The 21,776-nt window shown below is 69.4% G+C and carries 19 protein-coding genes; 5 read left to right on the top strand and 14 right to left on the bottom strand.

What is annotated here, in order from left to right; all coding sequences use genetic code 11:
- Window positions 1-6 precede the first annotated feature (6 nt).
- The 3 genes from G1H10_RS14190 to G1H10_RS14180 all read right to left on the bottom strand — a co-directional run bounded on the left by G1H10_RS14190 (window position 7) and on the right by G1H10_RS14180 (window position 3,701).
- The gene (locus G1H10_RS14190; protein WP_163738727.1) at window positions 7-1,443 is read right to left on the bottom strand and encodes an alanine/glycine:cation symporter family protein; all 1,437 of its coding nucleotides are present in this window, start codon (window positions 1,441-1,443) and stop codon (window positions 7-9) included.
- Between the two features lie 132 nt (window positions 1,444-1,575).
- On the bottom strand, window positions 1,576-2,853 hold the full coding sequence (gene hisS, locus G1H10_RS14185) for a histidine--tRNA ligase (RefSeq protein ID WP_163738724.1): 1,278 nt from the start codon (window positions 2,851-2,853) through the stop codon (window positions 1,576-1,578).
- A 113-nt stretch (window positions 2,854-2,966) separates the two neighbouring features.
- Entirely contained in the window at window positions 2,967-3,701 is a 735-nt protein-coding gene (locus tag G1H10_RS14180) for an MBL fold metallo-hydrolase (protein ID WP_163738721.1), read from the bottom strand.
- Between the two features lie 302 nt (window positions 3,702-4,003).
- On the opposite strand from G1H10_RS14180, the gene G1H10_RS14175 reads away from it, so the two are divergent.
- Window positions 4,004-5,191 carry a DUF349 domain-containing protein gene (locus G1H10_RS14175; protein WP_376778619.1) on the top strand — a complete coding sequence of 396 codons (1,188 nt, stop codon included), beginning with the start codon at window positions 4,004-4,006 and terminating at the stop codon, window positions 5,189-5,191.
- A gap of 104 nt (window positions 5,192-5,295) precedes the next feature.
- Here G1H10_RS14175 and G1H10_RS14170 read toward each other — a convergent pair whose 3' ends face one another.
- The 7 genes from G1H10_RS14170 to G1H10_RS14140 form a co-directional block, all read right to left on the bottom strand.
- Window positions 5,296-7,599, bottom strand: coding sequence for a RelA/SpoT family protein (locus G1H10_RS14170; protein WP_312856578.1), 2,304 nt, complete (start codon window positions 7,597-7,599; stop codon window positions 5,296-5,298).
- Window positions 7,600-7,745: 146 nt separating this feature from the next.
- On the bottom strand, window positions 7,746-8,297 hold the full coding sequence (locus tag G1H10_RS14165) for an adenine phosphoribosyltransferase (protein ID WP_163738715.1): 552 nt from the start codon (window positions 8,295-8,297) through the stop codon (window positions 7,746-7,748).
- A gap of 5 nt (window positions 8,298-8,302) precedes the next feature.
- The gene (yajC, locus tag G1H10_RS14160; RefSeq protein ID WP_163738713.1) at window positions 8,303-8,695 is read right to left on the bottom strand and encodes a preprotein translocase subunit YajC; all 393 of its coding nucleotides are present in this window, start codon (window positions 8,693-8,695) and stop codon (window positions 8,303-8,305) included.
- 113 nt (window positions 8,696-8,808) lie between these two features.
- On the bottom strand, window positions 8,809-9,885 hold the full coding sequence (ruvB, locus tag G1H10_RS14155) for a Holliday junction branch migration DNA helicase RuvB (RefSeq protein WP_216853286.1): 1,077 nt from the start codon (window positions 9,883-9,885) through the stop codon (window positions 8,809-8,811).
- Window positions 9,886-9,913: 28 nt separating this feature from the next.
- Entirely contained in the window at window positions 9,914-10,525 is a 612-nt protein-coding gene (gene ruvA / locus G1H10_RS14150) for a Holliday junction branch migration protein RuvA (protein WP_163738707.1), read from the bottom strand.
- 31 nt (window positions 10,526-10,556) lie between these two features.
- Window positions 10,557-11,072, bottom strand: a complete 516-nt coding sequence (gene ruvC / locus G1H10_RS14145; RefSeq protein WP_163738704.1) for a crossover junction endodeoxyribonuclease RuvC — start codon at window positions 11,070-11,072, stop codon at window positions 10,557-10,559.
- A gap of 176 nt (window positions 11,073-11,248) precedes the next feature.
- On the bottom strand, window positions 11,249-12,169 hold the full coding sequence (locus tag G1H10_RS14140) for a CE1 family esterase (protein ID WP_163738701.1): 921 nt from the start codon (window positions 12,167-12,169) through the stop codon (window positions 11,249-11,251).
- A gap of 410 nt (window positions 12,170-12,579) precedes the next feature.
- On the opposite strand from G1H10_RS14140, the gene G1H10_RS14135 reads away from it, so the two are divergent.
- From G1H10_RS14135 to G1H10_RS14120, 4 genes are read left to right on the top strand one after another with little or no spacing between them, the layout of a single operon-like run.
- On the top strand, window positions 12,580-13,554 hold the full coding sequence (locus G1H10_RS14135; protein ID WP_216853257.1) for an iron ABC transporter substrate-binding protein: 975 nt from the start codon (window positions 12,580-12,582) through the stop codon (window positions 13,552-13,554).
- Window positions 13,555-15,267 carry an ABC transporter permease gene (locus G1H10_RS14130; protein ID WP_163738698.1) on the top strand — a complete coding sequence of 571 codons (1,713 nt, stop codon included), beginning with the start codon at window positions 13,555-13,557 and terminating at the stop codon, window positions 15,265-15,267.
- Window positions 15,264-18,110 carry an AMP-binding protein gene (locus G1H10_RS14125; RefSeq protein ID WP_163738695.1) on the top strand — a complete coding sequence of 949 codons (2,847 nt, stop codon included), beginning with the start codon at window positions 15,264-15,266 and terminating at the stop codon, window positions 18,108-18,110. Before G1H10_RS14130 ends, G1H10_RS14125 begins: the two co-directional genes overlap by 4 nt.
- A 5-nt stretch (window positions 18,111-18,115) precedes the next feature.
- Entirely contained in the window at window positions 18,116-18,592 is a 477-nt protein-coding gene (locus G1H10_RS14120) for an ElyC/SanA/YdcF family protein (protein ID WP_163738692.1), read from the top strand.
- Between the two features lie 32 nt (window positions 18,593-18,624).
- On the opposite strand, the gene G1H10_RS14115 is transcribed toward G1H10_RS14120, so the two are convergent.
- From G1H10_RS14115 to G1H10_RS14100, 4 genes are all read right to left on the bottom strand, one after another.
- Window positions 18,625-19,716, bottom strand: a complete 1,092-nt coding sequence (locus G1H10_RS14115; RefSeq protein WP_163738689.1) for an ABC transporter ATP-binding protein — start codon at window positions 19,714-19,716, stop codon at window positions 18,625-18,627.
- Window positions 19,716-20,477, bottom strand: coding sequence for a YebC/PmpR family DNA-binding transcriptional regulator (locus G1H10_RS14110; protein WP_163738686.1), 762 nt, complete (start codon window positions 20,475-20,477; stop codon window positions 19,716-19,718). Before G1H10_RS14110 ends, G1H10_RS14115 begins: the two co-directional genes overlap by 1 nt.
- A 3-nt stretch (window positions 20,478-20,480) precedes the next feature.
- Window positions 20,481-21,092, bottom strand: a complete 612-nt coding sequence (pdxT, locus tag G1H10_RS14105; protein WP_163738683.1) for a pyridoxal 5'-phosphate synthase glutaminase subunit PdxT — start codon at window positions 21,090-21,092, stop codon at window positions 20,481-20,483.
- A gap of 123 nt (window positions 21,093-21,215) precedes the next feature.
- On the bottom strand, window positions 21,216-21,770 hold the full coding sequence (locus G1H10_RS14100) for an NUDIX hydrolase (protein ID WP_216853256.1): 555 nt from the start codon (window positions 21,768-21,770) through the stop codon (window positions 21,216-21,218).
- Window positions 21,771-21,776 lie beyond the last annotated feature (6 nt).

The following is a 21,776-nucleotide window of genomic DNA, read 5'->3' as shown; positions in this document are numbered from 1 at the left end:
CACCGGTCAGACCTTGTCCTCTTCCTCCGGTCCGCGTCCCCGGCGTGGCTCCTTCAGCATCATGCCCTCGGGGCTGTTCAGGTACTCACGCGTCTCCCGGGCGACCAGACCGGCGAGAATCAGCAGGCCGATCAGGTTCGGCAGCGCCATCAGACCGTTCATGACGTCGGAGAACGTCCAGACGGTCTCCAGTTCGGTCACCGCCCCGACGAAGACGACCACGACGAACACGGCCCGATACGGCATGACGCCGACCCGGCCCACCAGGCGTTCCACATTGCGTTCGCCGTAGTAGGACCAGCCGAGCAGGGTGGAGAACGCGAAGAACGCCACGCTCAGGGCCACCACATTGTCGCCCCAACCGCCCGGCAAGCCGTCCTGGAAGGCCAGCGACGTCATCGGGGCGCCATCCCGGCCGCTCTGCCAGGCGCCGGTGACGACGATCACCAGACCGGTGAAGGTCACCACGACGATGGTGTCGATGAACGTCTGCGTCATCGACACCAGCGCCTGCCGGACCGGATGCGTGGTCTTCGCGGCGGCGGCCGCGATGCCACCGGTGCCCAGGCCCGACTCGTTGGAGAAGATGCCGCGGGCGACGCCGTAACGCAGCGCCAACAGGAATCCCGCGCCGAGGAAGCCACCCACCGCGGAGGTGCCGGTGAACGCATCGGTGAAGATGAGCTCGATCGCGTCCGGCAGCTCGCCGACGTTCGCCAGCAGCACCCACGTGCCGGCGAGCAGATAGATCACGATCATCAGCGGCACGAACGCCGCGGTGACCCGGCCGATCACCTTGATGCCGCCCAAGATCACCGCGGCGGCGGCGACGGTGAGAATCAGCCCGGTGAGCCAGGTCGGCACGCCCCAGGAGTCGTCCGCCGTGCTGGCGACCGTGTTCGACTGGGTCATGTTCCCGATGCCGAAGCTGGCCAGGATGGCGAATACGGCGAACGTCACGCCCAGAATGGGGCCGAGCCGACCCTTGATCCCGCGGGTCAGGTAGGTTTGCGGGCCTCCGCTCTGCTCTCCCGCCGCGTCCGTGTGCCGGAACTTCACCCCCAGGAAGGCTTCGCAGTACTTGGTGGCCATACCGACCAGGCCGGTGATCCACATCCAGAACAGCGCACCCGGTCCACCGAGGTAGATGGCGCCGGCGACGCCTGCGATGTTGCCGACGCCGACGGTGGCGGCGAGCGCCGTCGTCAGCGCCTCGTAATGGGTGATGTCGCCCTCACCTTGAGGATCCTTGCGCTTGAGCAGACCGAGCCGCAGCGCCCGCCCCAGCGTACGAAACTGGATCGCGCTCAGACGGAAGGTCAGGTAAAGGCCCGTTCCCAGCAGGAGCGGGATGAGGATCCCGAAGAAGTCGTAACCTCCCCAGATCTCGCCGCCCCAGACCAAGCCGGACGCCCGGCTCAGAAAATCGTTCACACTGTCCATGCAGCAGCTCCTTCAGTGCTCGGGTCGGGGCACATCCTGCCGCGCGGAGCGCGTTTTGACCAGAGCTGGAACGACCGGTCACACGACCGTTACCTCAGCTACACCGCAGCTGCGACCCGGACCGGCGACTCTTCACGCCGGCGAAGCGAGCCGTTTCGTCACGTGGCCGAGGACGTCGGCGAGCGCGACGCCCTGTTGCTCACCCGACTCGAGATCCTTGACCTGCGCCACGTTCTCGGCCAGATCCCGTTCTCCGATGACGACGGCGAGCCGGGCGCCGCTACGGTCGGCGGCCTTCATCGCGCCCTTCAGCCCGCGGCCGCCGACGGACATGTCCGCGCGTACGCCGGCGCGCCGCAACTCCGCCACCACGCCGAACAGCGTCCGGGCGGCCTCCTCGCCCAGCGGCACCGCGAAGACGTCGACGCCGCTGCGGCCCGGTAGCGGGAGCCCTTCGGCCTCCATCGCCAGCAGCGTCCGGTCCGCGCCGAGCGCCCAGCCCACGCTGGGCAGCCGCGGGCCGCCGATCAGCTCGGAGAGCCCGTCGTACCGGCCGCCGCCGCCGACGGCCGACTGTGCGGCCCCGATGCCCTCATGGACGAACTCGAACAGCGTGCGGGTGTAGTAGTCCAGGCCGCGCACCAGCCTCGGATCGTCCCGGTACGGGACCCCGGCGTCGGTGAGCAGCGAGCGGACCATGTCATGGTGGGAGCGATCCGCGGCCGACAGGAAGTCGCTGATGACGGGCGCGTCCGCCAGCGCCGCCTGGATCTCCGGGCGCTTGTCATCGAGTACCCGCAGCGGATTGATCTCCACCCGCCGGGCGGTGTCCTCGTCCAGGTCCAATCCGCGCAGGTACTCCTGCAGCGCCGCGCGGTAAGCCGGCCGTGACTCCTCCGAGCCGAGCGAGTTGACCACGACGTGCACCCCGGTCAGGCCCAGCGACCGGTACGCGTCCATCGCCAGGACGATGAGCTCGGCGTCGACGGCCGGATCCTCCGTGCCGAGCACCTCCGCCCCGACCTGGGAGAAGTGCCGGTAACGGCCTTTCTGTGGCCGTTCGTAGCGGTAGTACGAGCCGGAGTACCACAGCTTCACCGGCAACGCGCCCCGGTGCAGCCCGTTCTCCAGCGCGGCGCGGAGCACCGGTGCGGTGCCCTCCGGTCGCAAGGTCACCTCGTCACCGCCGCGGGTGGTGAACGAATACATCTCCTTGGTCACGATGTCCGTGGACTCGCCGACCCCTCGAGCGAACAGCGCGGTCTCTTCGAACGACGGCGTCTCGATATAGCCGTACCCGGCATGCCGCAGCGGCTCGGCCATGGCGTCGCGGACGGCCAGGATCGCCTCGCCGCGGGGCGGGACGAAGTCGAACGTGCCCTTCGGGGCGCGGAATGCCGGTTGGTTCACGGGATCCTTCTCACGGGAGTCACTGTTCTCGTTGTCGATTCTGCGTCACGATCCGGTGTCGACGGTGCCCGGCCGTGCCGTCTCTGTCCGGCCGGCCGCCGGTGGTTCCGTCGTCATAGGTCGCGCAGGAACGGGTTCACCGATCGCTGCCGGCCCAAGGAGTCGCCCTCGCCGTGTCCGGGCAGCACCGCCATCGCGTCGGGCAACCCGCCCGCGCTCTCCGGGGTGGCGAGCCATCGCAACGTGCGCTGCATCACCTCGGTGTCGCCTCCGGGCAGGTCCGTGCGGCCGATCGTGCCGGCGAACAGCACGTCGCCGGTGAACAGCCACGGTGGCTCCGCAGCGTTCTGGTCCAACGGCGCGGCGGCCCCGTCGCCTGGTGCGGGTGCCGGGTAGGGCGGGTCCACGGAGTACAGCGTCGACCCCTCGGTGTGCCCCGGTGCATGCATGACCCGCACGCTCACCCCGGCGAGTTCGAGGTCCTCATCCCCGGTCAGCGGCCGCACGTCGGACGGTCGCGACCAGTCGTCGGCAAGCGCCCCGAGCGCCGATGCGAGTTCCGGGCCCAGCGTGCCGATCGGGTCGTCCAGCCGATACTCGTCCGCGCCATGGATGTAAACCGGGATCTCCCAGCGGCGGCACAGCCCGGCGAGTCCGTACGTGTGGTCGACGTGGCCATGTGTGACCAGCGCCGCCGCGGGCCGCAGTGCCCGCTCCTCGAGCAGCTCCACCAGCTGGGCGTCGACACCGATACCCGGATCGATGACCACGCACTGATCACCGCCCTCACGAGCCAGGATGTAACAGTTGGTACCCAGCACCGGGCTGGGGAACGACAGAAGCTGCACGCGGCGAGGTTACCGTCCACATCCCGACTACTGCGAATTGCCGCGAACTCGTTATCTTCTCTCCGGGATATCCTGCCTAGACTGACCCTTCGCAACACCCTAATACTATTGCTATGCCTTCACCCGACCCCGGATGAGGACCCGCCGTGACGCAGAACCCCGGTAGCCAGGAGCCAGAACCACTCCAGGCGGCCACCGCTGACGAGACCGCGCCGGAATCGCCGGCACCGGAACCAGCAGAAGAGTCCGCGCCTGAGACCGTCGCGTCCAACGCCTGGGGGCGCGTCGACGCAACGGGTGAGGTGTTCGTCCGAACGTCACAGGGCGAACGCTCCGTCGGTTCCTGGCAGGTCGGCCAGCCGGAGCAGGCGCTGGCGTTCTTCGGGCGGAAGTTCGACGATCTCGCGGTTCAGGTAGACCTGCTCGAGCAGCGTCTCACCTCCGGAGCCGCGCCGCCGGACGAGACCGCCGCCAGCGTGCGGAAGCTGCGCGAGCAGATCGCCGACGCCAAGGCGGTCGGCGATCTCGATGCCCTGTCGCGCCGGTTGGACGCCGTCGAGGAGCACGTCTCGCAGCGGCGCGCGGAGCGCAAGGCCGCCCGCGCGAAGGCTCAGGAAGAGGCACAGGCGCGCAAGGAGGAGATCGCCGCCGCCGCGGAGGAGATCGCCGAAGGCAACGACTGGCGGGGCGGCGCGGACCGGCTACGCGCACTGCTCGACGAGTGGAAGACGCTCGCCCGCTTGAATCGTGCGACCGACGACGCCCTGTGGCGCCGGTTCTCGACTGCGCGCACCCATTACACGCGGCGACGCAAGGCGCACTTCGCCGAGCAGGCAGAGCGCCGGGAGAACGCGCGCGTGGTGAAGGAGCGCATCCTCGCCGAGGCCGAGGAACTGGCCACCTCCACCGACTGGGGGCCGACCTCGCGCCGGTTCCGCGACTTGATGTCGCAGTGGAAAGCGGCCGGGCCCGCGCCGCGCAACGTGGAGGACACGCTGTGGAAGCGGTTCCGCGCCGCGCAGGACACGTTCTTCGATGCGCGCGCCGCCGAGCAGGCGCAGCGCAGTGACGAGGAGAACGCCAACCTTCAGGCGAAGGAGGCGCTGCTCACCGAGGCCGAGGCACTGCTGCCGGTGCAGGATTGGAAGGCCGCCCGGGCCCAGCTCCGGGACATCCAGGAGCGCTGGGAGGCGATCGGCTATGTGCCGCGGGACGCTCGGCGCTCCGTCGAGGGCCGGTTGCGTCGGGTGGAAGAAGCCATCCGTGACGCCGAGCAGGCCGAGTGGAAGCACAGCAACCCCGAGGCGTATGCCCGCGCGCAGGACACGGTCGACCAGCTACAGAACCTGATCGCCGACCTGGAACGGCAGGTGGAGAAGGCGCGCGCGTCCGGCAACGAGCGCAAGCTGCGCGAAGCGCAAGAGGCCCTGGAGGCGCGGAAGGCCTGGCTCGACCAAGCCATCCAGGCCCGCGACGAATTCGCGCGCTGACACCTCACCTGCGTCGTCCGCGAGCCGCCGGCGCCCGCCAGCGCCTACGGAAAGACATTGTGGTCGCTCCGGCAACCGCAATGTCGTTCGGTCGGAACGATCACCTAAGTGGACACGGCCGGCACGCCGCTGGTGAGGCGGTAGGCGTCGAAGACCCCTTCGACGCCCCGGACCGCCTTCAGGACGTGCCCGAGGTGCTTGGGATCGGCCATCTCGAAGGTGAAGCGGCTCTTGGCGATCCGGTCGGTGCCGGTCGCGACCGTGGCCGAGAGAATGTTGACGTGCTGGTCGGACAGGACGCGCGTGACGTCCGACAGCAGCCGGGCCCGGTCCAGCGCCTCGACCTGAATGGCCACCAGGAACATGCTGTTCGCGGTGGGCGCCCATTCGACCTCGACCATGCGCCCCTGCTGCTGGCGCAGCGCATCCACATTGGAGCAGTCGACCCGGTGCACCGACACCCCCGCACCGCGGGTGACGAATCCGACGATCTCATCCCCCGGTACCGGCGTACAACATCGAGACAGCTTCACCCAGACGTCGGTGACGCCCTTGACGACCACGCCTGGATCCCCGCCGGTGCGACGACGCGGCCGCTCCGGGCTGGCGGCCTCGGCGGCATCCTCGGTGGTGCCCTCCTCGCCGCCCAGGATGTAGACCAGCTTCTGCACGACACTCTGTGCCGAGACGTGGCCCTCCCCCACGGCGGCGTAGAGCGCCGAGATGTCGGCATACCGGAGGTCGTCCGCGACGGCGGTGAGCGCCTCCTGGCTGAGCATCCGCTGCAGCGGCAGATCCTGCTTGCGCATGGCGCGGGCGATGGCGTCCTTGCCGTGCTCGATCGCCTCTTCCCGGCGCTCCTTGGAGAACCACTGCTTGATCTTGTTCCGCGCCCGGGCGCTGGTGACGAACGTCAGCCAGTCCCGGCTGGGCCCGGCGCCCTGCGCCTTGGACGTGAAGATCTCCACCACGTCGCCGTTGTCCAGCTTGGACTCCAGTGGGATCAACCGGCCGTTCACCCGGGCCCCGATGGTGCGGTGCCCTACCTCGGTGTGCACGGCGTAGGCGAAGTCGATCGGCGTGGCCTCGGCCGGTAGCGCCACCACGTCACCCTTGGGCGTGAAGACGTAGACCTCGTTGGACTCCATCTCGAATCGGAGCGACTCGAGGAATTCGCCCGGGTCTTCGGTCTCCTTCTGCCAGTCGAGCAGCTGCCGCAGCCACGCCATGTCATTGGCGCCATCGCCGTCGGCGGTACCCACGGTCTTCTCACCGTTCCGGCCGGCGTTGCTCTCTTCCTTGTACTTCCAGTGCGCGGCGATGCCGTACTCCGCGCGACGGTGCATGGCGAAGGTCCGGATCTGCAGCTCCACCGGCTTGCCCTGCGGGCCGATCACCGTGGTGTGCAGCGACTGGTACATGTTGAACTTCGGCATCGCGATGTAGTCCTTGAACCGCCCGGGAACCGGGTTCCAGCGGGCGTGCACGATACCGAGCACGGCGTAGCAGTCGCGGACCGACTCGACCAGGACACGGATGCCGACCAGGTCGTAGATGTCGGTGAACTCGCGGCCGCGGACGATCATCTTCTGATAGATCGAGTAATAGTGCTTCGGGCGGCCGCTCACCGATGCCTTGATCTTGGCGCCGCGCAGGTCGCTCTGCACCTGATCGATGACGGAGACCAGATAGTCGTCCCGGGACGGCGCACGTTCGGCCACGAGCCGGACGATCTCGTCGTAGACCTTCGGATGCAGGGTGGCGAAAGAGAGATCCTCGAGCTCCCACTTGATGGTGTTCATGCCGAGGCGATGCGCGAGCGGGGCGTAGATCTCGATGGTCTCGCGGGCCTTACGCCGAGCCGACTCCTTCGGCACATACCGCCAGGTCCGCGCGTTGTGTAGCCGGTCCGCCAGCTTGATGACCAGGACCCGGATGTCCTTGGCCATGGCGATCACCATCTTGCGGACGGTCTCCGCCTGCGCTGCCTGCCCGTATTTGACCTTGTCCAGCTTGGTGACGCCGTCGACCAGCATGGCGATCTCGTCGCCGAACTCCTCTCGGAGTTGCTCGAGCTTGTAGTCGGTGTCTTCGACGGTGTCGTGGAGTAACGCGGCGGCGAGCGTGGGCGGGGTCATGCCGAGCTCGGCCAAGATCGTCGTCACGGCGAGTGGGTGGGTGATGTACGGGTCGCCGCTCTTCCGCTTCTGGCCGCTGTGCGCCTCCTTGGCCACCTGGTAAGCCTTCTCGATGACGCTGAGATCGGCCTTCGGATGCACCGCCTTGATCGTGCGGAAAAGCGGCTCCAGGGCAGGCTCGGACTGCTGACGCTGCGAGGTCAGTCGCGCGAGTCGCGCGCGGACCCGGACCGGCGCCAGGGCTCCGGTGGAGGCGGTCTGCTCGGCCACAGCACCCCCTTTCGTCTTGACGAAGAGGCAACGCGGTGTCTCTACGAGAGAGACAACACAGTGTAGGCGCCTAATGTTTCCTCGGTGAACCGGACGTCTGATTCCAGGCTAGTCCACCGGTCCAAAACATGGCTACGCAGACGCTGTCACAGCGACAGCAGAACGTGTACGTCCACGTCCAGGAGTTTCTTCCGGCCGTGCAGGAACCCCAGCTCCATCAGAATGCTCACGGCGGCCACCTCGGCGCCCGCGGCCCGGACCAAATCGACCGTGGCCCGCACCGTCCCGCCCGTCGCCAGCACGTCGTCGACGATGAGCACCCGCTCACCGTCCGTGAACGCGTCGCGGTGGACCTCGATCGTCGCCTGGCCGTACTCCAGCTCATAACTCGCGGACGACGTGTCGGAAGGCAGCTTGCCCTCCTTCCGCACCGGCACGAAACCGGCACCGAGCCGGTTGGCCACCGGGGCTCCCAGGATGAACCCACGAGCCTCGATGCCGACCACCGCGTCGATCGGACCGTCCGCGGCCGCCGCCAGCAGATCAACCGTCTTGGCGAACACGTCCGGCTGACGCAGGAGCGGCGTGATGTCCTTGAACATCACGCCCGGCTCCGGCCAGTCTGGGACGTCTCGGATATACGACAGCAGCAACTCGTGATCGGCGGCGCTGATCGCCGATGCTGGTGCGTCGCTCATCTGATTCAGCGTGACTCGGCGTCGTTCGCCTGGTTCTCCGGCTTCTTCTCCGCGGCGTCCGGCGTCGCGTCGTCTGCCTCGGCCATGGCCTCATCGGCCTCGCCTTCCGGCGTGTCCACGCTGATCTCGTCGTCGGTGACCGGGCTGTCGATCACGCGCGCGATGGCACGACGGACGTACACGTTGGTGACACCAGGCGACACCTCGAGCTCCACCTGGTCGTCTTCCTCATTGATGGCCGCCACAGTGGCGATCAGCCCGGCTGTGGTCATGACCTTGCTGCCCACGGCAAGTTCCCGCTGCATCTCCGCCATCTGCCGCCGCTGTTTCTGCTGCGGCCGGATGAGGAGGAAGTAGAAGACTGCAATGAGCAGAAGTGGGAGCAGCAGCAAGTCCATAACTGACGAGCTTCCTTAGATAGGGGTTTGCGGGACGTTCGCGCGATTCTAGTCCCTGTTCACCACCCAGTGTAGAACCTGGGTGCTAGTTGCGGCGAAGAGCTCGATATCGCTCACTCACCGTCGGCGACGCTGAACAGATCCGGTTCGGCGTTGGTGGAGAACGGAGCGTGCTGCGGGACCGTCATGCCCAGGTGAGCCCAGGCCGCCGGCGTCGCTACCCGTCCGCGCGGAGTGCGCGCCAGCAGGCCGGCACGGACCAGGAACGGCTCGGCCACCTCCTCGACCGTCTCCCGCTCCTCCGCGACGGCGACGGCGAGCGTGCCGAGGCCGACAGGTCCGCCGCCGAAGTTCTTGCACAGCGCGGCCAGCACGGCCCGGTCGAGCCGGTCCAGGCCGATCTCGTCGACCTCGAACACCTCCAGCGCGGCGCGAGCGATGTCGCCGGTCACCACCGCGTCGGCGCGGACCTCGGCGAAGTCTCGTACCCGCCGCAGCAGCCGGTTCGCGATGCGTGGCGTTCCGCGGGACCGGCCCGCGATCTCTCGCGCTCCGTCCTCGCGCAGCTCGACCGAGAGCAGCCCGGCCGACCGGTACAGCACCTGCTCGAGCTCCTTGGGCTCATACAGCTCCAGATGCCCGGTGAACCCGAAGCGGTCGCGCAGCGGCCCGGGCAGCAGTCCGGTACGCGTGGTCGCGCCCACCAGTGTGAACGGAGGCAGCTCGAGCGGAATGGCGGTCGCACCCGGCCCCTTGCCGACCACCACGTCCACCCGGAAGTCCTCCATCGCGGTGTACAGCAACTCCTCAGCGGGCCTCGCCGTGCGATGGATCTCGTCGAAGAACAGCACCTCGCCCTCGCTGATCGAAGAGAGGATGGCAGCGAGATCACCCGCGTGCTGGATCGCCGGACCGCTGGTGATCCGCAGCGGCACCCCCATCTCGGTGGCGACGATCATCGCCAGGGTGGTCTTGCCCAGTCCGGGCGGTCCGGAGAGCAGAATGTGGTCAGCGCTACGCCCGCGCCCGCGCGCGGCGTCCAACACCAGCGACAGCTGCTCCCGCAGCCGCTCCTGGCCGATGAATTCGCCCAGCGTGCGCGGCCGCAGCGCGGCCTCCACCGCCCGCTCGTCGGCATCCGCTCCGCCGCCGACGAGGCGGGCGTCCACTTGCTCGGACTCGTCGAACATGCTCATCGGCGAAACCTCTCGCTGCGCATCACTTCGCCAGCGTACGCAGCGCCGCCTTCAACAACGACGGCACGTCCGCAGCGTGGCCGTTCTCCGCTGCGAGCGGGGCGACCTGGTCCACGGCCGCGTCCGCATCCCGGGCCGACCAGCCCAGCCCGAGCAGCGCCGTGCGCACCTGTTCCTGCCAGCCACCCGCGGGCGCGGCGGCGATGGAACTCGTGCCGGCGGGCCCGCCGGCGGCGGCTCCCAGCTTGTCCTTGAGCTCGATGACGATGCGCTGCGCACCCTTTTTGCCGATCCCCGGCACCTTGGTCAGCGCTGCGAGGTCTTCCGTGGCCACCGCCCGGCGCAGATCGTCCGGCGAGTGCACGGAGAGCATCGCCTGTGCCAGCCGGGGGCCGACGCCGCTGGCCGTCTGCAACTGTTCGAAGACCGCACGCTCGTCGTCGGTGGCGAACCCGTACAGGGTGAGCGAGTCCTCCCGCACGACCAGGCTGGCCGATAACTGCGCCTCACTGCCCGTACGCAGCTCGGCCGTGGTCGACGGGGTGCAGTGCAGCGCCAGCCCGATGCCTCCGACGTCGAGGACCGCCTCGGTGGGCCGGACACTCGCCACTGTTCCGCGCACGAACGCGATCAACTACCTCACCCCATTCACCGTCGGACGCCGCTCACCGTCGGGCCCCGTTCACCGCGGCAGCCAGCCGGTTCGCCGCACCACCCCGCCAGACCTGACAGATCGCCAGCGCCAGCGCATCGGAGGCGTCCGCCGGAGCAGGTTTGCTCTCCAACCGGAGCAGCCGCATCACCATGAACGCCACCTGCTCCTTGTCGGCCCGGCCGTTCCCGCTCACCGCCGCTTTCACCTCGCTCGGCGTATGCATCGCGACGGTCAGGCCGCGCCGCGCCGCGACCAAAGCGGCGACGCCACTGGCCTGTGCCGTTCCCATCACCGTGCGGACGTTGTGCTGGCTGAAGACCCGCTCGACCGCCACCGCGTCCGGCGCATACTGCGATATCCACTCGTCCAGCTTGACCTCGATACGGAGCAACCGCTCCCCCAGGTCGGCAGCGGCCGGGGTGCGGATGACGCTCACGTCGACCAGCCGGAGCGGCCGACCTGGAGACCCCTCCACGACGCCGATCCCGCATCGGGTCAGCCCCGGGTCAACGCCGAGAACACGCATGCGACCCGCACTCCCCTGTCGTTCAGATTTCTGCTCATATGGACAGTCCGGCGTCCTGGCGGCTCAGCCGTGTGCACCGCCAAACGACGCCGAACACTAGTTCGGGCCTTACCTTACTCGCAAGGATCACCTCGTCCCCCAGCGACGCGCCGACACGAGTAGGCGCGACGCACGCTTCAAGGAGCGTCCGGGCCGTGGCGACGGAAGAAGGCACGGATCTCGGTCGTGGCGCTGATCGACTCCGTCTTGCTTCCGAGTCCGTCCATGGCCATGTCGATCGAACTCCCCGGCCAGGTATGTCCATCGCCCGCGGTGACGTAGAGCATGACCTCCGATCGGGCATCACGGCCGCTGTAGCGGATCCTGCTGACACCGGGGGCGATCGAGCGACGGCCGGCATCCTGCACGGCACCGTTGCGCCGTGCCCAGGTACGCGCGGCGACCTCGACCGGGTAGCCCCACCGAAGGCTGCCGTCGCCGTCGTAGGCGTTGACCGGGTCGCCGGTCCCATGGAACGCCACCACCGGGACGGGCGGGCCGGACGGGAAGTCCGTGGGATCCGGCGCGCTGGGATCGTCCGGCCGGGGGCGGCCCGCCCGCAGACCGGCGACGGCGGCGAGTGCCGTGACACGCTCGGGATGCCGGACCGCGAACGCCGCCGCCATCCGCGCTCCGCCGGAGAACCCGGCCATCCACGCCGCGCGCTTGCGAACGTCGGCCCGGACACATATCTCGTCGATCACCCGCATGAGGAAGCCGACGTCGTCGCGCGCATCCGCCGGTGGCAGGTCGCCCGCCGTGGTCGGAACGCCCGGCACGTTCCATCCCCACCCGCCGTCCGGGTCCGTGTCCCCGGGCATCCGCAGCGCACCCTGCGGCGCCGCCACCACGAACCGTTCCGCGTCCGCGACGTCGTGCAGACCGCTGAGCGCCATCTGCGTCCGCGCGTCGCTCTGACTGCCGTGCAACTCGATGACCAGGCCCGACGGATGCTCCCCGGGCCGCAGCCGCGGATGACGCACCAGGACAGGCCATTCCGCATGCCGGTGCCGGACGGTCACGACATCAAGCGACGTCCGGTCGCCAGCGTTGATCACGGCTTGATTCTCGCATCATCACGGGCGCCGACTTCCTGAGGGACATCATCGAGCCGCCGACCTCTTGAAGGGAGGTCACGGATGCGGCGCTGTCACGGGACGCCACGCGTCACCTCCCTCAAGAAGTCCGCAGGCAGGCGCAACTGAGGCACCATGTGTCAGTTTGGCAAGGCTTACCGAAATTCGCTACGGTAAGCCTCACCTAAATGGTTTGCGCTGGGCCTTCGTCGCGTCGATAGAGCCGTCGACGGACGACGGCCATCAAGGGTCGGCACAACGTAGGGATGCACGTATTCGCTTCTGCGTGGGCGCGCGCTGCGCCGACGCAGAACTGTCGCGGAGGTACCGCAATGCGCGCCAGAGGTGCGACCAGAAGGACCGCCATCACCGGGCTGACCATGAGAGGGCTGGTGGGTACGCTCGTTCTCCTCCCAGCGGTGACCGCGTGCGGCTCCGACGACGCCGACCTGACGGTCTACTCCGGCCGCGGAGAGTCGCTCGTCGGACCCATCATCGAGCAGTTCGAGGAGGAGAGCGGTCTCAGCGTCGATGTGCGCTACGGCAACACCGCCGAGATGGCCGCGCAGATCTTGGATGAGGGCTCCAACACCCCGGCCGACGTGTTCCTCGCCCAAGACGCCGGCGCACTGGGCGAAGTGTCGTCCACCGGCGCGTTCGCGCCGCTGCCGGCCGACCTCCTCGACCAGGTGGACCCGGCGTATCGCTCGGCGGACGGCGACTGGGTAGGGCTGTCCGGACGGTCCCGGGTGGTTGTCTACAACACCGACCGGCTCACCGAGGACGAGCTCCCCGAGACGGTCGCCGAGTTCACCGACCCGGGTTGGGAGGGCCGGATCGGCTGGGCGCCGTCCAACGCCAGTTTCCAGGCGTTCGTCACCGCGATGCGGGTCCTCGAAGGCGAGGACGCCACCCGGGCCTGGCTCGAGGCCATGCGGGACAACGGCACCCAGGTGTACGAGAACAACATCGCCATCGTCGACGCCGTCGCCAACGGGGAAGTCGACGCCGGCCTGGTCAACCACTACTACCTGTACCCGAAGCTGGAAGAGCAGCCGGACCTTCCGGCGGCCAACAAGTTCTACGGCGGAGGTGACGTCGGCGCGCTGGTCAACGTCGCAGGCGCCGGAATCCTCGCCGAGTCGGACGCGACCGACGCGGCCACCCGGTTCGTCGAGTTCCTTCTGAGCGATACCGGGCAGACGTACTTCGCCACAGAGACCTCGGAGTTCCCGCTGGCGGACGGCGTGGCCCAGCCGGAAGGGATGCCGGAGCTGGCCTCACTCACCCCACCCTCCATCGACCTCGCTCAGCTCGAGGACCTCAGCGGCACGCTCGACCTGCTGCAGGAGACCGGGGTGCTCTAGATGTACGCGCCCCGCCGGCAGTCCACCCGGCAGACGACCCGGCAGACGACCCGGCGGCTGAGCAGGCCGCTGAGCAGGTGGCCAGGCCGCGCGCCCGCACGCGGCCTGCTGACCGCGGCGGCGGTCGCGGTGGCCGCCCTCGCCGTCCTTCCCGCCGTCTACCTGGTCATCCGCGCTGCCGAGGGCGGACAGGCGACGGCGTGGGACGTGCTCGGCCACGCCCGCACGTACGAGGTGCTGCTGAACACGGCCGGGCTCACCGCCGCCGTCACCGTCGGCGCCATCGCGGTCGGGGCGCCGCTGGCATGGCTCACGGTCCGCACCGACGTCCCCGCCCGCGGGCTGCTGACCGTGCTGCTGGCGCTGCCACTGGCGTTGCCGTCATACGTCGCGGCCTACGCGTACGTGTCTCTGCTCGGACCTCGCGGACTGGTGCAAGGCTGGCTGGAGCCGCTGGGTGTGGACAGGCTCCCGTCGATCTACGGCTTCTGGGGTGCCTGGGCGGTACTCACCGTCATCTCGTATCCGTACGTGTTCCTGACCGTGCGGGCGGCGCTGCGCCGGATGGATCCCAGCGCCGAGGAAGCCAGCCGCACGCTAGGCCAGTCCGCTGCCGGGACCTTCCGGCGGGTGCTGGTGCCCGCGTTGCGACCCGCGCTCGCCGCCGGCGGTCTGCTGGTCGCGCTGTACACCCTCAGCGACTTCGGCGCGGTGTCGATGCTGAGGTTCGATGCGTTCACCCGCGTCATCTACGTCCGCTACGGCCTCATCGACCGGTCGGCCGCCGCGGTGCTGGCGCTGCTGCTCGTCGTCCTGGCCGTCGCCGTCCTCATCGCGGAGATGAGAACCAGGCGCGCGGCGGCCGCGCACACGCATGCCGGGGCCCGATACGTGCGCACCGTTCCACTGGGGCGCTGGCGGTGGCCGGCCTGCGCCGGCGCAGTCGCGGTGTTCGTCCTCGGTGCCGTGCTGCCGGTCGCGGTGATGGTGCTCTGGCTGGTGCGCGGGATCCGCGCCGGATACGCCTTCGGCGGCTTGGGCGAACTGGTACTGAACAGCATGCAGGCCGCCGGCTGGGGTACGGCCGTGGCCGTTGTGGCGGCTTGGCCGGTGGCGATCCTCACCGCCCGGCACACCACCGCGCTCACCCGGGTGCTGGAGCCCGCCACCTGGATCGGCTACGCGCTCCCGGGCGTGGTGGTCGCGCTCGGCCTGGTCTCTTTCGGAGCCCGGCACGCGCCGGCGCTGTACCAGACCATGGCGACATTGGTGGTCGCGTACGTGGTGATGTTCCTGCCGCTCGCCGTGGGACCGATCGCCACCTCGGTCCGCCAGGTCAATCCGGCCTGGGAACACGCCTCCCGCACTCTCGGACACGGCCCCCGTGAGACCTTCCGGCGGGTGGTGCTGCCGTTGTCCCGTCCCGGTGTCACCACGGCCGCCGCACTGGTCTTCCTGACCGTGATGAAAGAGCTCCCCGCCACGCTCATGCTCGCTCCGACCGGATTCTCGACGCTGGCGACCCAGGTGTGGAGTGCGACGACGGACAACTTCTACGGCCGGGCGGCGGCGCCTGCACTGACTCTGGTGCTGCTGGCCAGCCTCCCGGCCGCCGCACTCGCCTTGCGAGACGAGATCCGCCCCGGCCGTAGCGGCACAGCCGCCGGCGACCGTGCGACGGGACTGCGCCGTTCCGTGAGGGGAACGCGATGACCGTCTCCACCCCACCGCTGTCCCGGGCGCCGCTCGGTACCCCTGCCGGCGTGCCGTTCGCCCGGGGCCTCGCCGTCCACGGCGAACGCCTGGCGGTGCTCACCTCCACGGAACGTCTCACCTACGCGGACCTCGCCGAGCGGGTAGACGCCTGTGCCGAGCGGCTCGGTACCGCACGGCGGCTGGTCGTCATCGCCGGAAGCAACCAGGTGGACACCCTCGTGACCTATCTGGCCGCGCTGGCGGCCGGGCACGTCGCACTGCTCGCCGCACCCGCGCAGGCCGACCGGCTCATCGCGCGATACGACCCCGACGTCGTCGCGGGCGACGCGGGCGACGGGTGGCGACTGGACCACCGACACACCTCCCCTGCGCATGACCTGCACCCCGAGCTCGCGGTGTTGATGAGCACCTCGGGCTCCACCGGATCTCCCAAGCTGGTGCGGCTGTCCGCCAGGAACATGCAGTCCAACGCGGAGTCCATCGCCGCGTATCTGGGCATCCGCGAGAGCGACCGTGCCGCCACTACGCTGCCGATGCACTACTGCTACGGCCTGTCGGTCGTCAACAGCCATCTCAGCCGTGGCGCCGGGCTGCTGCTGACCGACCTCTCGGTGGTCGATCCCTGCTTCTGGGACCTGTTCCGCGAGCACCGCGGCACGACGTTCCCCGGGGTGCCGCACACATTCGACCTTCTCGACCGGGTGGGCTTCGCCGAGATGTCCCTGCCGCATCTGCGGTACCTCACCCAGGCGGGTGGCCGGCTGCCGGCCGACCGGGTCCAGCACTACGCCGCGCTCGGCCGCCGGCACGGATGGAATCTGTTTGTCATGTACGGGCAGACCGAGGCCACCGCACGGATGGCGTATCTGCCCCCGGATCTGGCGGCCACCCATCCACACACGATCGGGCTGCCGATCCCCGGCGGTTCCTTCTCCATCGAACCGGTGCCCGACGACGACGCGGCGACGGGCCACGGCGCCGACGGTGGCAAGACGACCGCCAACGGCACGGCGGCCCACGACGACACCACTGCCGTCGGGGAACTCGTGTATCAGGGGCCGAACGTCATGCTCGGCTACGCGGAGAACTCGTCCGACCTCGCGCTGGGACGCACCACACACATGCTGCACACCGGCGATCTGGCCCGGCGAACCGACGCCGGCCTGTACGAGATCGTCGGTCGGCGCAGCAGGTTCGTCAAGATCGCCGGACTACGCGTCGACCCCCAGCAGGTGGAGGCGCTGCTCGCCGAGCGCGGGCTCACAGCGTGTTGCGCCGGCATGGATGGACTCCTGTGCGTCGCCGTCGAAGCCGGGCACGACCGGGACGCGGGTGGGCGGCCACCGCGAGATCCGGAAACGGGCGAGTGCACAGAGCATGGTCTGGCCATGGGAGGGCGTGCGCCAGGTGACCTGGGGTCGCTCCGGCTGGATATCGCCGGCTCCTGTGCGCTGCCGCCGGCCGCGGTTCAGGTGTTCGGCGTCGACGCCATACCGCGACTCGGCTCCGGCAAGCCCGACCACGCCGCCGTGCTCGATCTCGCTGTCACCTCAACCCGGACCTCTGGGTCTACCGCCGCCCCTCGGTCTCCTGATACTCCCGCCGCCGGCACTCCCGGTACTTCCGTCGTTCCTTCGACACCCTCGGGCCCGGCCGCCCCTGTCTCGCCGGCCGCCCCTGCCTCCCCGGCGGCCCCGCGGTCGGCCGCCGACCCGGCGACCCTGCGCGACCTGTACGCCGAGATCCTGCACCGCCCGGACGCGACCGAGGACGCCACGTTCGTCTCACTGGGCGGCGACTCGCTCTCCTACGTCGAGATGTCGATCCGGTTGGAGGAGAAACTCGGGACCCTCCCGCTGAACTGGCATACGACGCCGATACGGGACCTCGCGCCACGGCCACGCCCACGGCCGTTCGGCGGACGCGCGATAGAGACGAGCGTCGTGCTGCGCGCCGCGGCCATCGTGGCCATCGTCGGGACACACGCAGGGCTGTTCACCGCGCTCGGCGGGGCACACGCGCTGCTCGCCGTCGCCGGGTTCAACTTCGCACGGTTCCGGCTCGATGAACCCGACCGCCGCCGGCGTCTGCGGCAGCAGCTGGGAGCGATCGCCCGGATCGCCGTGCCCAGCATGGTGTGGATCGCCGCCGTCACCGTGCTGACCAGTCAGTACGGGCTGACGAACATCCTGTTGCTCAACGGCTTCCTGGGCAGCTCGACCTGGACCGGCGCATGGCACTTCTGGTTCGTCGAGGTGCTGGTCTACATCCTGATCGGCCTGGCGGTGCTGATGGCCGTGCCATGGGCCGACCGGCTAGAGCGGCGGTTCCCGTTCTCGTTTGCGCTGGCCGTGGTCGCGATGGGCCTGTTGACCCGCTATGAAGTGGTCGGCCTCGGTGTTCCGTACATGCTGCCGGCGCTGTGGCTGTTCGCTCTGGGCTGGGCCGCCGCCCGCGCCCGTACGGTAGGGCACCGCCTCCTGCTCACGGCGGTGACCGTCGCCGCCGTACCGGGATTCTTCGACAACCTCGCCCGGGAGTCGGTCATGATCGCCGGCGTGGCGCTGCTGCTGTGGACCGTGCACGTGCCCTGCCCGGCCGTGGTGGGCCGGATCGCCGGGGTGCTGGCGAGCGCCTCGCTCTACATCTACCTCGTCCACTGGCAGGTCTATCCCCACCTCACCGGGATCCACCCGGCTGTCGCCGTCGCCGCATCGTTACTCGCCGGGCTGTTGGTGTGGCGGCTCGCGGCCCTGCTGGAGCACCGCCTACGGTCCGGCCGAGTCTGGTCCGCGGCGCGCTCCTGGACACCACCGCGGCGAGCCGACCGGGTAAGATGACGACCGTGAGCGAAGGAGCCAGTTCCAGCGGTGACCAGCACCGTCAGCAGGAGCAGCCGTCGGCCGAGGACGTCCGCAGATACCTCGAGCAGCTCCGCGGCGTACCGTGCGAGCAGATCCTCACCGAGACCCTCTCCGGCACGTTGACCGCGGCGCAGGCCAAGCTCGGCCGGCACGACGCGCGGTTGCTCATCGACACGGCCGGTCTGGTGTTCACGCATGCGAAGAGCTACCTGAACAACGCCACCGCCAGCCAGTTCGAGCAGGTGCTCAACCAGCTTCGCATGGCTCAGGTCCAGGCCGAGCAGCGCGCCGGCAGCCAGGCGGAGGAGAACGATCTCCCGCAGGCCCCGGCCCCGCCGGCGGCCGGCACACCATCCGCGGGCGCCCCGCCCGCCGGCGGCGCAGCGGCAGCCTCAACGCCTTCCGCGCCGCAGCAGCCCTCCCCCGCCTCCAAGCTCTGGGTTCCGGGCCGTCCGTAACGGTGTCCGCCAACGGTGGAGCGTTGTCCGAGTCAGGCGTCGATCCGGTAGGCGACCGCGGCCGGCCCCTGGTAGGCGACCACCACCGGCGCCCCGCGCTCGGCGACCGGCGGCCCCGAGCTGCGGACACGCAAGAGCTGGCCGTTCTCCATCCGTACCAGCGTCACTGTGTCGTGGCCGTAGAACTCCACCAGTTCGACGCGCGCCGCGCCCGCGGCATCTCCGGCGGCGCCGCCAGGGCTGATCGCGACTGATTCGGGCCGGACCAGCACATCGACCGTGCCTGACACACGGTCGGCGACGGGGATGCGCCCCAGTACGGTCATAGCCGCGCCACCTGAGGACTCACCCGGAACCAGGTTCGCGTCGCCGACGAACTCCGCCACCCACCGATCCGCCGGCCGAGCGTAGATCGTCGTCGGCGGTCCCTGTTGCACGATCTGGCCGTCCCGGATCACGGCCACATTCTCCGCCAGCACGAACGCCTCCTCCTGATCGTGCGTGACCACGACGGTGGTGATGCCGAGGTCGGCGAGCAGCTGGTGGACCTCCGTGCGCACCCGCACGCGCAGCGCGGCGTCGAGGTTGGAGAACGGTTCATCCAGCAGCAGCACCGACGGCTGCGGCGCGATCGCCCGGGCCAACGCGATCCGCTGCTGCTGCCCGCCGGAGAGGGTACCGGGTGCACGGTCGGCCAGCGCGCTCAGGCCGACCATCTCCAGCGCATCCCGCACCCGCGTGCCGATCTTCTCCTTGCCGAGCCGCCGTAGCCCGTAGGCGACATTGTCCGCGACGGTCAGGTGCGGAAACAGCGCCCAGTCCTGAAAGACCATGCCGACCCGTCGGCGTTCCGGCGGAATCCGATCCCCGGGCCCGACCAGCACCCGGTCGCCGGCCGCCACGGTGCCGCCGTCCGGGTCTTCCAGACCGGCCACGATCCGCAACAACGTCGTCTTCCCGCAGCCGCTCGGCCCCAGCAGAGCAAGCGTCCCACCGGCGCCGACCATCAGGGACACGCCACGCAGCACCGGCACCTCGCCGAATGCCTTGGTGACGTCGGTGACGCGCAGATCTACCGGCGAGGCCGCGGACGGGGGCACGCCGGACTCCCGGCGTGAGGACATCAGCCCACCGCTTCCATGATCTCGTCGGAGACGTCGTAGTTCGCGTAGACGTTCTGCACGTCGTCGCTGTCCTCGAGCGTCTCGATCAGCCGGAAGATCTTCTTCGCGCCGTCCTCGTCCAGCGGCACCGTCACCGACGGGATGAACGAGGACTCCGCCGACTCGTAATCCAGGCCGGCGCTCTGGATGGCTGTGCGGACGTCGACCAGCTCGCCGGCCTCGCACCGGATCTCGAACGACTCACCGAGATCTTCGACCTCTTCGGCGCCGGCGTCCAGCACCACCTCGAGCAGATCGTCCTCGGTGAGGGTCTTCTCCCCCTGCAGCTGTGGCACGACGACGACGCCCTTGCGGTCGAACAGATAGGAGACCGATCCGGCGTCGGCCATGGTGCCGCCGTTGCGGGTCATCGCTATCCGGACCTCGGAGGCCGCCCGGTTCCGGTTGTCCGTCAGACACTCGATCAGGACAGCCACACCGTTCGGGCCGTAGCCCTCGTACATGATGGTCTGGTAATCGGCGCCGCCGCCCTCGGCGCCCGAGCCGCGCTTGACGGCACGGTCGATGTTGTCGTTCGGCACCGACGACTTCTTCGCCTTCTGGATGGCGTCATAGAGCGTGGGGTTGGCTGCCGGGTCGCCACCGCCGGTACGCGCCGCCACCTCGATATTCTTGATCAGCTTGGCGAACAGCTTGCCTCGCTTGGCGTCGATCGCCGCCTTCTTGTGCTTCGTGGTCGCCCACTTGGAGTGGCCGGACATCGGCTAGGCCTCCTTGATGATGTTCAGGAACAGCGCGTGTATGCGTGCGTCGGCGGTGAGCTCCGGGTGGAACGACGTGGCGAGTAACCCTCCAGCTCGCACCGCGACGATTGTACCGGCCGAGCCGTCGTCGCCCGATTTCACGCGCGCGAGTACCTCGACGGACGCACCGATCTGCTCCACCCACGGGGCGCGGATGAAAACCGCGGTGAGCGGTGGCTCCCCGACGGCCGGGAAGTCGAGCTCCGCCTCGAACGAATCCACCTGCCGCCCGAACGCGTTCCGGCGCACCGTGATGTCCAGCCCGCCGATGGTCTCCTGGCCGGCGACGCCGTCCTCGACCCGGTCGGCCAGCATGATCATGCCGGCACAGGATCCGAACGTGGGCAGACCGGTGTGGACCCGCTTGCGCAGCGGCTCGAGCAGACCGAAGGAACGTGCCAGCCGCCACATGGTGGTCGACTCGCCGCCGGGGATCACCAGCCCGTCGACCGCATCCAGCTGCTCCTCGGTCCGCACGGCGATCGTCCGCGCGCCGAGCGACTCCAGAATGCGCCGGTGCTCGGCCACGTCGCCCTGCAACGCCAGTACGCCGACCGTTGGTCCATTCACCATGTGTGTGCTCGCGCTCCGATTCCGTGGAGACGGCGGTCTCCATCGCCATGTCGTGCTTATCGGCCGCTCGGTGCGACCGCCTTCAACGGTAACCGGTACGGCGGCGGATCCCGTCACGGGCGGCTAGTCGATGACGCGCCGCACGCCGTCCCACGCGTCGGCGCCGAGCATCCGCGCCAGATCCGGCAGCGCCGGCGGGTACACCGTGACCTCGGAGGCCACCAGCTCGTCCACGTCCCACCAGCGGATCTCGGAGACGGATGCACGCTCCACCTGGGTCCATCCCTCGTCGCTGACGTCGTGTGACCCGACGAGCCGCGCGTAGAAGAGCGCCTCGTCTTGGCGGCACGGCCGTCCGAAGTACCTGAACGAGGCACTCCGCTCGGCCACCGGGCCGCGCAGCTGCGACTCGTCCACGGCCAGCCCGCTCTCCTCGCGCACTTCGCGGGCGGCGGCGCGTCGTGGATCCTCGCCCGGTTCGAGACCGCCACCGGGCGTGAACCACCAGTGACGGGCCGGATCGTCGACGTCGAAACCGCGCAGCAGCAGTACCCGGCCGACACCGTCGATCAGGATGACCCGGGCCGCCTGCCGCGTCCACACGCCGTCGCGGTCCTGCGTCCAATCGGCGAAGACCTCGTCGGGCGTGGGCGTGCCGACGTGCTCCGTTTCCCGCACGTGTCC

Origin of the sequence: Phytoactinopolyspora halotolerans (assembly GCF_010550675.1) — a bacterium.
Classification (GTDB): Bacteria; Actinomycetota; Actinomycetes; order Jiangellales; family Jiangellaceae; genus Phytoactinopolyspora; species Phytoactinopolyspora halotolerans.
This window is presented reverse-complemented; position numbering and strand designations above follow the sequence as displayed.

Coding starts and splice junctions, on each gene's coding strand:
- G1H10_RS14165 (WP_163738715.1), bottom strand. CDS start 8,297: ATGAGCGACGCACCAGCATCGGCGATCAGCGCCGCCGATCACGAGTTG.
- ruvC (WP_163738704.1), bottom strand. CDS start 11,072: ATGCGTGTTCTCGGCGTTGACCCGGGGCTGACCCGATGCGGGATCGGC.
- G1H10_RS14115 (WP_163738689.1), bottom strand. CDS start 19,716: ATGTCCTCACGCCGGGAGTCCGGCGTGCCCCCGTCCGCGGCCTCGCCG.
- G1H10_RS14110 (WP_163738686.1), bottom strand. CDS start 20,477: ATGTCCGGCCACTCCAAGTGGGCGACCACGAAGCACAAGAAGGCGGCG.
- G1H10_RS14125 (WP_163738695.1), top strand. CDS start 15,264: ATGACCGTCTCCACCCCACCGCTGTCCCGGGCGCCGCTCGGTACCCCT.
- pdxT (WP_163738683.1), bottom strand. CDS start 21,092: ATGGTGAATGGACCAACGGTCGGCGTACTGGCGTTGCAGGGCGACGTG.
- G1H10_RS14130 (WP_163738698.1), top strand. CDS start 13,555: ATGTACGCGCCCCGCCGGCAGTCCACCCGGCAGACGACCCGGCAGACG.
- yajC (WP_163738713.1), bottom strand. CDS start 8,695: ATGGACTTGCTGCTGCTCCCACTTCTGCTCATTGCAGTCTTCTACTTC.
- G1H10_RS14190 (WP_163738727.1), bottom strand. CDS start 1,443: ATGGACAGTGTGAACGATTTTCTGAGCCGGGCGTCCGGCTTGGTCTGG.
- ruvB (WP_216853286.1), bottom strand. CDS start 9,885: ATGTTCGACGAGTCCGAGCAAGTGGACGCCCGCCTCGTCGGCGGCGGA.